Origin of the sequence: Desulfohalobium retbaense DSM 5692, from assembly GCF_000024325.1 — a bacterium.
GTDB classification, from domain to species: domain Bacteria; phylum Desulfobacterota; class Desulfovibrionia; order Desulfovibrionales; family Desulfohalobiaceae; genus Desulfohalobium; species Desulfohalobium retbaense.
In genome coordinates this window covers 2,271,525-2,282,598 of the sequence record NC_013223.1, presented here as the reverse complement: position 1 = coordinate 2,282,598, position 11,074 = coordinate 2,271,525, and the positions used below count along the sequence as shown (strand labels likewise).

Sequence of the window (11,074 nt, the reverse complement as noted above, 5' to 3'; positions counted from 1 at the left end):
CGTAGTGATCAAATTTGCCCCCCTGGGAAGGATATGTTGTGCGAGTCGTGATTGTATTGCTGTGGTGCTTGGCCGTTGCGGGGATGGTCTGTGGCGGAGCCCTGGCCCAGGCCGGGGAAACAACGTCGCGACTCTACCGCGATCGCACCGGGAAGTCCGAGGTTTTTTTCTGCTGGCAGATAAGTGCGCCGGACCCGGAAACGCGGCGCATCGTCTCCCGCAAAGCGAATGCGACCTATCGCAATATCTGCCGTCCAAACGGGCGCACCCTGCGCTGGGAGGTGGCGAAGCCCGGTGTCACGGGGAAGGCCTGGGTCGACGGGGCTACCCTGCGGCTCCGCGGTGCGGTGGACGGCGAGGCGGTCGCCTGGCAGCGGCCGGTGGCCGAGGCCGGGTGGTTTCAGCCCTTGTCCTTCGCCCTTCGCGGTGTGGCCCGGGGGGAGGAGACCACGAAGAGGCTGGTTACCTTGCGGCCGGACACCTTGGAACCCATGTCTATCCGGGCGACGCGCAAGGGGGTCGAACAGGTTGTGATTGAGGGCCAGGCCGTTGAGGCGGTCCGGGTCCAGATCCGGCTGACCGGATGGCTTCGCATGCTGTGGCACGGCGACTACTGGTTCCGGACCGGAGATTGGGTCTTTGTGCGATATGAAGGGGTCAACGGCCCGCCGGGCACGCCAAAGACGGAGATTGTCCTGATCGAGGAGGATATCGGCAACGCACGGTGTTTGGACCGGATCGGCAAGCAAGAGGAAAGCCGTCTCGATACAGCGGGGCCGTGATCGGGGCACAGTCTGTGACGAAAGAGTTCACTGGAAACGGCGAAAGAGTCGGGTGGAAATTGCGCCCCCAGGAGCCGAAAGGAATCTTTTCGGCTTCTGGGGGCGTTTTCTGGCCTGAGGGAGGGGGAGTTAGGGAGCGGATGGGATGGGCCACCCGCTGTGGGCGATGAGGATGAGCTGTTTAAATCTCAGCGGGCTTTTCCTGCTCGTCGTCCGCGGTCTCTTCCGGGCCGGCGGTGGCCACCACAGCCCCGGGGCTGTGCGCAGGCATCTGCTCCGGCTCTTCAGAACTGATCTGGACTTCGTCCCCTTCTCCCGGCTGGGGGGCACGCCAGGAGAGTTCAAGACTGAATTTGGACTTGCCCTCTTTTTGCTTGGCCTCGACTTCGATGGCGACATCCTCCCCGGGCTCGATGCTGACCGCTTTGTCTCCTTGTTGGACGACAATCTTGCCGTCCTTGTAAGCCTGGACGAGCTCTTCCAGATAGCGGATGGCGTCATCCGTGGCCATGGTTTGTTTCAGGCTGACTTTGTTGTTCTGACTCATGGCAATAGCTCCTTTGTTGTTTTTGTAGCAGCAGGAAAAAGATGCGCGGCGACGGAGGCGGCATCAAGACAGTCCTATATTCGTCGTCTGAGCGGTTGCGTCAACCCTGTCCGAAAAAATGTCACATTTGAAACGACATGGTCTTGGGGCTTTGCAGTGTCGGTCGCTGTCTTTCGGTCACCCGCAGGGGCCGGATCAGGTCAGCGATAAGAGCGCCTCTGTCAGGCGTGTGGCATCGAGAAGCGGGCGGCTTTGTTCTGTGGTCAGGTCGCCGGCGATGACGGTCAACCCCATTTTTTCCAGGGAGTGCCGCGGAACGCCGCCGGGATAGAGCGTCAAATCGTGATCGATGAGCACAAAGTTCAGCAGGTCGCGCGTCGGCAGTGGTTCAGGAAAATCCCGTTGCAAGGTATAAAGGATGGTCCGAACCTGCTCCATGACGTCCTGGCCGTGGAGTTCAGGATCCCCGCTCGTGTTGGGAATGAAAACTTTGGGGCAGGGAGTAGAGGCAATGGCCCGTCCTATGCCCCCGGGCAGGAGGTTGGCGATCAGACTGGAATAGAAACTGCCGATGGGATAGCAGATGAGCTCAGCCTGTTGGATCTGTTCCATGACCTTGTTGCGGACCGGAACCCGCAATGGGGCCGGCTCTTCGGAACTGGCGCAAATCCAGGCCGAACGGATTTTGGTGTTCAGTGGAGCGGTTTCCTTGCCGGTGATGCGGTGCTGCCCGACGACCGTGCTCCCGTCGTCAAGGCGGACGGCCAGTTGGAGATCTTTGTTGAGGACCGGACGGACGACACCGCGGACCCGGACGAGATTGGCGAAGAGAAAGATGACCGGGTCGAGTTGGCGGCGATAATCGAGATACCCGGCGGTGAGGATGAGATTGCCGATACTCGCGCCGCGCAAATCGAAATCTGTGGGCATGGCCTCGGCGAAGCGTCCAAGGTGGTTGCGGATGATCTTGCGCATTGGATCCGGTATGGCGGCCACCAGCGGATGTTTGCCCCGGATCAGGGATTGCAAAAGATCGTTCAGGGCACCGGGATCGGCCTCTTTGGGCAGCCTCAGTGCAAAGAGTTCATAGATCTCAGGGGCACCGTGCAGGCTTTGGTCAGCCAGAGCCATGAGCCGGTTGCGGATATCGCCGATAGCCGGCATGGCAAACGCCTTGCGAAGGACAGCAGAGCTGCCCCCTGAGTCAAACGGGGTGATGAAATGGATGGAGTTGTGCGTGAATTCGATGAGCTTTTGGCTCAAGGGCCGCAAGGCGGTGCCGCCGCTGAAAAAAAGGATTTTGGGACCCAATTCCGGCGCCTTGGCGTACCGGGCGAGCTTGACCGGGTCCGGGAGCAGGGCGCTTTTGGTTACAGTGATGCGGGTGCCGGTTGCGGACATGCGTACTCCCTGGACGAGCGCAGCGGGGCATTGTTCAAAATATCGAGACAGAATTCGGTGGCTGCGGCAAAGTCGACGCCGCCGCTGATCTCATAGACGTGGCATTTGGAAAGGTAGCCCAGGTAGTTGCTTTGCGAAGGCCGGATAATCCGGCAATCGCCGTTGCCACTGGGCCAGAAGAACAGCCCGGGAGCCTTCTGGAAAGCCGGTAAGAGATCCGTGCGTTCATGGAGGTCAACTTTCTGGAAATGGGTCGGCTGGTCGTCGTGGGCCCAATTGAGCAAGATCAATATATCCATCGGAGCGCCCAGGACGAAGCGATCGGGACCGAAAAAGGTCTCAATCGGGGCGTCGTATTTGTCTTCCAATTCCCAGAGATCGCCGCGCTTCGCAAGCGCTTCCCGCTTTTCTTCGGGAATGAGTCCGGCGAGATCAGGGTTGTGCAGGGCCGTCCCCGGGTTGATGCGGGGATGTTTGGCCACGCCGTACATGGTCAGCCGCTGCGTATCGGCCTCGACCATGATGCGGTCGTTGGAGACAAACGTACAGCCACTGCTCATAAGGTGCAGGGCCAAAGTGGATTTGCCCATCCCGGAGAATCCGGCCAGAGCCATGCCCCGGCCGTTGTGGCTAATCCCGGCGGCGTGGCCAAGCAGACAACTGCGGCAGAGCTTGTGCTGGATAAAGCGGTTGTTGATGAAATTGATGATCTGGTTCGGGTTGTCGGTGACCGGGCCCACGGCCAGATGTTCCTGGTCAGCGAGGGCAAAGACGACGCCGGTTTGCCGCTTGCGGATCAGGCGCCCGTCGGGCAGGTCGGCAAATTCCTCTTTGATTTTGGCCTTCCCCGGCTCGGGAGGTTTGACCGTCCAGGGCAATTCCGGGAGTCCGGGATCGCCTTCGTGCACGGTGATGCTGGTGGTCGTGCGCGACGAAAACGGGGCTCTGAAAGTGTGGAGGTATTCTGCGAGAAAGGTATACAGTTCCAAGCTGTTGCAATGCACGGCCAAAGGGAGGTCTTCGAATTGCAAGCTCAGGGTATGCGTCGGTGGATGGTTTTTGCGTATGGATTGGATGATTTCAGTTACTGAATGCATGGCGTCGACTTCCTTGTAGCAGCTCGGAAAAAAACTCCCAATGGGCCGAAACGGCGGTACGCAATAGCTGTATGAACGCACTCAATGTGTATGAGCGTTATACATGGCCGATGCGCTGCAAAACGTAGTCCAGATACAATTGGGCCGCATCCTGACCGCTTGCCTCCTGGATCCCCCGAAAGCCGCCAAACGCCGAGACCTCAAAAACCAGCGGTCCCTCTTCCGTTTCCGCGACATCAACGCAGGTAAAGTCCAGCCCAAACAGGGCCTGGGCTTTGCGGGCGAGTTCGATGGTTTCCGCCTGCGGTGTAAACGGGGCGTATTTGCCGCCGGAATTGGTGGTCGTATTCCAGGCCCCGTTTGTTTTTTGTCTGGCGTAGGTGGTCAGGTATTCCCCGCCAAGAAAGGCCAGTCCCAGATCCTGATCCGGCAGTTCGATCTTTTTCTGGATATACATGATCGGGTTGGTTTCGCGGTAGGCGGCTATGGCCTCCTCCGGGTGGTCGTCAGCCCGGATGATCTCCATGCCCCGGGCCTTGGAGGTGAACAGGGGTTTGAAGACCGCCTCGCCGTATTCCTTGACGATACGCAGGGCCTGTTCAGGGCTCTCGGTGATCTGTGTCGGGGGCATGGGAATGCCGGCCTCGCGCAAGGTCACGGTACAACTGAGCCGGTCCAGCACGCCCATGATTTTTCGCGGGGCGGAGAAAATGGGCACCCCTTTGGATTCCAGAAGACGGAGATATTCGAGCCGATCCAAGAGATCCGGCGAGTACCGTGCCCCAATTTTTTTGATCATGATCGCGTCCATCGTGGAGAGGTCGTGGTTTTCGAACCACACGGTATTGCGCTCCAGATCCAGGACGCAGCGGTTCATATCAACCAGCAGATGGAAGCCTGTGTGTCCGGCCACTGTGGCAGTCAATTTTTCAGAGGACCAGCCGGCGGTCGTGCCGACCACAGCAATTTTGGGCATGTTCAACCTCGTATACGCATTCTGCAATTGAGCCTGTGGTCATCAATGACCGTTCCCCGGTGCCCTGGAGACTGGTGTTGCCTTGGGGCGTTGCGGGGACAGGCTGTAGGCGCAATTTTGAAACCGTGTTCACACGCGAGTTTATCGGCCTCAGGATAAAACCACTGTTAGTAGTATAAGACAGCCTCAGGGAAGGTGAATTCCTCTTGGTGTTTGGAGCCGTGCTCAAGGAGCCGGTCCAGGAGATATCCCCCCCGTTCCGCCATTTCATAGGCGAATTCGGTGTCCAATTCGAATCGGGTTGAGGTCAAAAACGACCGGCACAACCCCAAGGCGAGCCGAAAGGAAAAGGTCGTATCTCCATGTTTGGCCGCAAACCCCCGAGCAAAATGGTAGAAGTGGCGGATCGTCCAGTTAAGCCGGGCCCGGAGACTGGGTTCAAATATGGGCATCCGAAAATTGGAGACCAGAAAGACGGAGACGTCTTGGATGTAGTCGGCCTGTCTGGAGCGGTAGAGATCAATAAACCGGATGCGCTGTTCTTCAAAGTCGTAGACGACATTGTTCAAGTTGCAATCACCGTGGAGCAACACGGTAAACGGCGCTTGCACGGCCTGCTCCAAGGCGGTGCCTTGCTCCAGGCGTTTGCGAAGGGAGGGAATCGTGATGCGGCCGATGCGTTTGTGGGGGGTCAGAATCCCTGGGTGAACCTGTTGGATTTTGTCCAGACGCCCGGAGAGTTGCTTGATAAAACCGGGAGAGGGATGGTCCTGAGGATCAATCGTGTCTTCCCAGACATCGACCAGGGTTTGTTCAAAGACAAACAGGGCGTTGCGGACCTGTTCCGGCTCCGTGGTCAGGACCACTTCATCCAGCGTACATCCCGGCAGGAATTCGACGAGCATGGAGGCGTAGTTGCCGCCTTCGTTGTAGCCGACGACGTGGGGAGCGATGCCGGGGAAGAGATCGCTCCAGCGGTCGATATTATCCCGTTCCTGCTGGATTTTTTCTTTCTGACCCTCCTTGAAGATGACTTCCTTGGAGGGGTCGGGGTTGGTGTTTTTGACCCGCCGGATGCGGCAGCCGGAACGCCCGCCCCAGATGGATTCGAAATCGATTTCCGAGAGCGATCCCTCGTATCCGGCCTGGGAGAGTGTTTCCTGCAGGGCCTGAAATTGGTGGATCTTAATCTTCTCGCCGAGGAAGGCGAAGATAAAGGCCTCGCCCACATTGAGCAGGGCGTCCCCGATCCGTTCGAGGTAGCGGAATATAAAGAGGGCGGTGATCAAGTCCCCGACATCGGCATTGTGTTGGGCCCGCATCTCGTCTTGGATCTGATCGAAACGCTCTTTGTATTGATTGTCGAGTTCGTGCTCAATTTTGCAGATGGTCAGCGCCTGGGCCACCTTTTGTGATCGCTGTACGGGCAGGATCATATCCAGACCACTCTGGATCAAATTGAACATGGAGTGGAATTCATAGCGGTGTAAAAAGGTGGGGTCGCTGAAGTGCTTGATCTGCCGAACGATATTCACGCAATGATCAGCGATCCGTTCGAGATTGACGCAGATAATGTGGATGGCGCGAATCCGGTTGCTTTCGCTCTGCTCAGCGCCTTCCTCGGCGTGGATCCGGGAAAAGCATTTGTTTTCAATAATGGTTTTGAGATTGTCGATATAGTCGTCACGGGCGATAAGCCGTTCGACAAGTTCTTTCTCCGGTTTTCCCAGGATGTCCCGGGTGGCTCGGGCCTGGTTGGCCACTTCCAGCGTGAGAAACCGGAAATTTTCTTCGAGACTTTCCAAGCTGATCATAAACGCCTGCTTTTTCTCATGGCGGGCACAAGGGGGCTTTGTACAACCACCCCATGCCATTGGGTGAAGTGTTCCCTGGGACGAATTCTCTCGTGGAGCTCTTTTCCCACCTCGATCCTTCCGACTAGCTGTCGATATGCATCGTGTCTCCAAGGTGCGGATTCGTGTCTTTCCAGGAAACTTTGATATTGAGTTTACTTTTTCCGTTTTTCCTGCTCGCCTTGACCACGAATTTCACAATATCTTCAGGAGTCAATATGATTTCTTCATCCTCGGAGGAGAAGACGATGCGTTTATTTTCCAAACCGTCTATCAAGGCCTGCAGGTATTTGGCGATCGAGTGGGTGTCTTGCAGGGATTCGTAATCAAAACGCTGCGATTTTTCGTCAGACATGGGGTGCTCCTTTCTGCGGGTTGCGTCGTAGCGGCACAATGCTCGTTGAATCGGATTCGAACTGTCGAAGGCCTGCAGGCTATCCGGCGAGCCGGTCACGATAGGCTTGTATCACATTGTCCTTTCCGGCGCAGGCCTTGACCAGCGTCTTGCTGATCATGAGGTCCTCCCACGCAGATTGGACGCCTATCTCGCGAGCCGCTTTTTCTTCCTTGCGGTCGCCAGGATCTTTGACCTTTTCGCCCATGTGGGTGTCGTCGCCCATGAAAATCAGCAGGGGACGCTGCGAGGCGGAGAGGGTCGTGTTTTTGCGATTGACCACCGAGATGAGGAAGTCAGTGTACCGGCGGGATTGTGGATTCCAGACTTCGTAGCCGTCGACATCGTATTCGGCGAGTAAAATCGGCCAGAACTGTTCCGGGTGCGGGATGACCACTCCGCCGCCCAATGCTCGCGCTTCTTCGATGATTTCCGAGGTCCGGTAGAAATAGCGCAGGGAGAAATGGGCTTTGACCTCTTTTTTAACCGCCTTGAGAAAGGTCTGGGCCCGGTCGATGAGCGGGTCCCCGAAATCTTCCCGCAACAGCTCGAAATAATTGCGCAGCAGTTTGTTCTTGATCGATTCCTCCGGCGTCTGCTCGTAATATTCCTCGAGCATCCGTTGGATCTTGCGCACATAGGCCTGAACAAAACGGACCAGATCCTCGTCGGCGCCGGTGGCCTTGGCCGCTTTGTGCAACCGTTCCTCGTTGGGCTTGGTCAGGGCGTAGATGAAGTCAAAAAGTTGCGAGGAGCGGTAGCGAAAGGTGTGGGCCAGCATGGCTTTGAGGACCGGCGCTTCAGCCACACGCTCGCTGGTAAAGTGGAGCAGCAGTTGGACCTTCTGGTTGAACCCCCGGGAGTAGCAATCGACCTCCACCCCCGCGTACCCGTCATACTCAAGGATGACATTGTGTTGGGTGGGGATGATCAACGCCTCACGTTTGTTGGGAAAGGTCCGGTCGATGCGTTCGCGGATAAGCGGCATGGGGACGAATTCCGGGTGCCAATGCACGGCCAGCACGCTGTGCTGCCGGGGGAAGACTTTGGCCGGCGTCCGGATGCGCTCTTCCTGTTCAGGAGTCAGGTGGGTATTGATGACTTCGAAATACCGAGCGATATCCGTTTCGGTCAGGGTGTGCGGGTCAATATGATCGAGCTGTTCTTGAATCTGGGGTTTGATGAGTTCCATAGTGGTGGCTCCATGAGCGACCTGCTGGGTCTTGGTTTGTCCATTTTCAGGCCTTGCGCGGTACCTGAAGGAGACTTTGCAAAAAGGCTGCCCGGCTTGTCCCGCTAGCTTGAGGGGGAGACGAAGCGAAATGGTGTTGTATAGAATTTGGGGCACCCTGGAAAATGGCTGTTTAGCACCACCAGGTGACAATGCTATGACGCATTTTTGTGAAAAACGATATCGCATTTGAATCCCCTAAGGCAAGGCGCGAGCTCTCCCGCCTGCTCGCAAAACAGGTCGGAGCAGTATGCCCGGCGGTGCGCTTGGGGGTGTTCAATCGAAGACCGTCGGCTGATCGGGGTTTTGGAGACACCGTTGCAGGTCTTCGATATGGCGCATAGAGGTGCGCGGGGAGGACAGCGGCGGCAGGGTGTCGAAGTCGAAAAATTCGACTGCCTCCGTTTCCTCGCTGGGGCGGGCGGTTCCGCCAGTGATGCGGCACAAAAACAGGATCTTGTAGGCGTGGAAAAACGAGAGCGGCCGTCCGGCGCGGTTGGCGTCATAGACTCCGACAATCCGTTCCGGGACCACCGTGAAGCCGCTTTCCTCCAAGACTTCCCGGCTGACCATTTCCGAGGGGGTCTCTCCGACATCGGCCCAACCACCGGGCATGCACCAGCGGCCATCGCGGCGTTCTTTGACCAATAGCAATTGGGAATCCCGGACAAGAGCGCCCCGGACATCGACCTTGACTGTGGCGTAGCCGGGTTGGCTCCCAAACACGGTCATGGCCGTGGTTTGGTCGAGATCGGAATGCGCCGCGGCCATTTCTGCCGCGATCTCCATAAGCCGTGAGAAATTTATCTCATCGTATTGATTCTTGCTGTAATACAGGCCGATCTGGCTGATGGCCTGGATTTCTCTGGCCCAGCGGAGCCAGGCCGGGGTCTCTGTCTCGGACATCAGGCACTCCTTGGCCGAGTGCGGCCGCTTGGTGGTTGTTTTTCAAGGTGAAAAGGGGCAGCATCACCGCCCTGCAACACTTCGTCCCACCGGCGGTCGCGGTGGATGCGACATGGAGGTGCAGGGCTTCAAAATAGGCGAGGCCCGGATATGGCGCAAGTGGGGCAACTCCGACAGGAGACGCCCTGCAGGACTGCGCGTTGGCGGGGATTGCGGGAAGGCAGTCGTCATCTGTTTGTAGAAGGAAATTCTCTATGGCCTCTGTGGCACTCGGGAAAATTGCTCTTGTTTTTGGGGCCATGCTTTTCGGGTTGCGCCTGCGGTGCGATCTCGGGTTGACGATTCTGGGCGGCAGCCTGTTGCTCGGGTTGCTCTTCGGACTCGATCTTTTGGCCTGGAGCCGCGCCGCACTGGCAGTGGGCACCGAATCCAAACTCATGTCCTTGTGTCTTGTGGTGGCTCTGATCCTGATTTTCAGCCGTGTTTTGGAACAAACGGGGCAAAGCCGGCGTCTTATGGACGCTTTGCTCGGTGTCCTGCGCTGGCCCCGATTGCGCCTTGTGTTTTTTCCTGCCCTGATCGGTCTTTTGCCCATGCCCGGCGGCGCCGTTTTTTCGGCGCCTATGGTCCGCCAGGCGGGGCAAGACGCCCAGGTTCCCGATCGGGACAAGGCGATACTCAACTATTGGTTCCGTCATATCTGGGAATTGTCGTGGCCACTGTATCCCGGCATCATCATGGCCGCGTATCTGGCGCATTGGCCACTGACGCGCCTGATCAGTCTGACCTGGCCGTCTGTGCTTTTGTGTCTGGCCTTGGGCTGGTTTTTTTTCCTGCGCCCCGGCGTACTTGCCTTGCCTGCACACAATGGCGGAGAAGAATCGTATCCGCCGCTGCGTTGGTCGCTGATCATTGCCGAGGGAGCGCCGTTGGCCATCACATTGGCCGGGGCTCTCGGGCTGGAAGCGGTGATTCGGCATGCCGGATGGACACTGGACCCGGAATGGGGGTTTGTAGTGGCCCTTGTCCTGGGTATTGCCTGGAGCGGAGTGCAAAACCGGTTTGCCCCCAGGCGGTTGCTCCGTTTGGTTTTTTCCGGGCATGTCGGAAAAATGGTTCTTCTTGTCGTGGCGGTGTTCGTCTTCAAAAATGTCCTGGAGCGAGCCGGTGTGGTGCAGTCGTTGAGCGGTGGGGCGGCTCAAACCGCCTTCGGGGTCGCTGTCGTGCTCTTGCCGTTTTTGGTCGGGCTCTTGTCCGGAATCACGGTGGCCTTTGTTGGGGCGACGTTTCCGCTCCTTTTGAGCCTTATGGAACAAAGTCTGAGCGGACAGGCCCAGACGGCGCTGCTCATGTTGGCCTTGTTTGCCGGATTTACCGGGGTGCTTTTGTCGCCGCTGCACGCCTGTTTGTTGCTTTCCTGTGAATTTTTTGAAACCGGCCTGGGGCATGTCTGGAAACGGCTTGTGCCCCCGGCCGTTTTGTTTTTTCTCGCCGGGGCCGGGTATTGTGCCGTGCTGTATTTGGTCGGGGGCTGAATCGGACTGGGGCAGTCTGGGTCCGGTTCCGGAATGTTGCCCTCGGCCAGGAACAGGCGCGTGGTGGAGTTTCGGGGCGGTGCTTGTCTGCCTAGTCGAGGTTTGGGTCGCGGGATGCGGTTGCCTGGGGGCGCAGGAACCTTCCAGGCCGAGTGCAAAACCCCGGAACCGGTTTGGAGGGGGCAGTCTGGGTCCGGTTCCGGAATGTTGCCCCTTGGCCTGGAACAGGCGCGTGGTGAGTTTCGGGGGCGGTGTTTGCCCGCCTGGTCGAGGTTTGTGTGGCGGGAGCCCTCCAGGCTGAGCACAGGAAATTTGGGCCCTGTTGGAGAAAGTACAGAGCCAGGAGACGGTT

General features: G+C 57.9%; 10 protein-coding genes. 2 read left to right on the top strand and 8 right to left on the bottom strand.

The window, feature by feature from the left end; translation table 11 throughout:
* Window positions 1-38 precede the first annotated feature (38 nt).
* Window positions 39-782: a hypothetical protein gene (locus DRET_RS13095; protein ID WP_015752415.1), complete on the top strand. Its 744-nt coding sequence runs from the start codon at window positions 39-41 to the stop codon at window positions 780-782.
* A 181-nt stretch (window positions 783-963) separates the two neighbouring features.
* On the opposite strand, the gene DRET_RS09920 is transcribed toward DRET_RS13095, so the two are convergent.
* From DRET_RS09920 to DRET_RS09885, 8 genes are all read right to left on the bottom strand, one after another.
* Window positions 964-1,329 (bottom strand): amphi-Trp domain-containing protein, encoded by a 366-nt coding sequence (locus DRET_RS09920; RefSeq protein WP_015752414.1) that lies wholly within the window; start codon window positions 1,327-1,329, stop codon window positions 964-966.
* A 195-nt stretch (window positions 1,330-1,524) separates the two neighbouring features.
* On the bottom strand, window positions 1,525-2,730 hold the full coding sequence (locus DRET_RS09915) for a GAK system CofD-like protein (RefSeq protein WP_015752413.1): 1,206 nt from the start codon (window positions 2,728-2,730) through the stop codon (window positions 1,525-1,527).
* Complete coding sequence (locus tag DRET_RS09910; protein ID WP_015752412.1) at window positions 2,700-3,827, bottom strand: HprK-related kinase B; 1,128 nt, start codon at window positions 3,825-3,827, stop codon at window positions 2,700-2,702. Before DRET_RS09910 ends, DRET_RS09915 begins: the two co-directional genes overlap by 31 nt.
* Before the next feature lie 97 nt (window positions 3,828-3,924).
* A complete protein-coding gene (locus DRET_RS09905; RefSeq protein WP_015752411.1) occupies window positions 3,925-4,803 on the bottom strand; it encodes a GAK system ATP-grasp enzyme in 879 nt (292 codons plus the stop codon).
* Between the two features lie 167 nt (window positions 4,804-4,970).
* Window positions 4,971-6,617 carry a PhoU domain-containing protein gene (locus DRET_RS09900; protein ID WP_015752410.1) on the bottom strand — a complete coding sequence of 549 codons (1,647 nt, stop codon included), beginning with the start codon at window positions 6,615-6,617 and terminating at the stop codon, window positions 4,971-4,973.
* 124 nt (window positions 6,618-6,741) lie between these two features.
* Complete coding sequence (locus DRET_RS09895; RefSeq protein WP_015752409.1) at window positions 6,742-7,011, bottom strand: amphi-Trp domain-containing protein; 270 nt, start codon at window positions 7,009-7,011, stop codon at window positions 6,742-6,744.
* 79 nt (window positions 7,012-7,090) lie between these two features.
* A complete protein-coding gene (locus DRET_RS09890; RefSeq protein WP_015752408.1) occupies window positions 7,091-8,242 on the bottom strand; it encodes a hypothetical protein in 1,152 nt (383 codons plus the stop codon).
* Between the two features lie 315 nt (window positions 8,243-8,557).
* Window positions 8,558-9,187: an NUDIX hydrolase gene (locus tag DRET_RS09885; protein WP_015752407.1), complete on the bottom strand. Its 630-nt coding sequence runs from the start codon at window positions 9,185-9,187 to the stop codon at window positions 8,558-8,560.
* Window positions 9,188-9,441: 254 nt separating this feature from the next.
* On the opposite strand from DRET_RS09885, the gene DRET_RS09880 reads away from it, so the two are divergent.
* Window positions 9,442-10,722 (top strand): DUF401 family protein, encoded by a 1,281-nt coding sequence (locus DRET_RS09880; protein WP_015752406.1) that lies wholly within the window; start codon window positions 9,442-9,444, stop codon window positions 10,720-10,722.
* The last annotated feature ends 352 nt before the right edge of the window (window positions 10,723-11,074 follow it).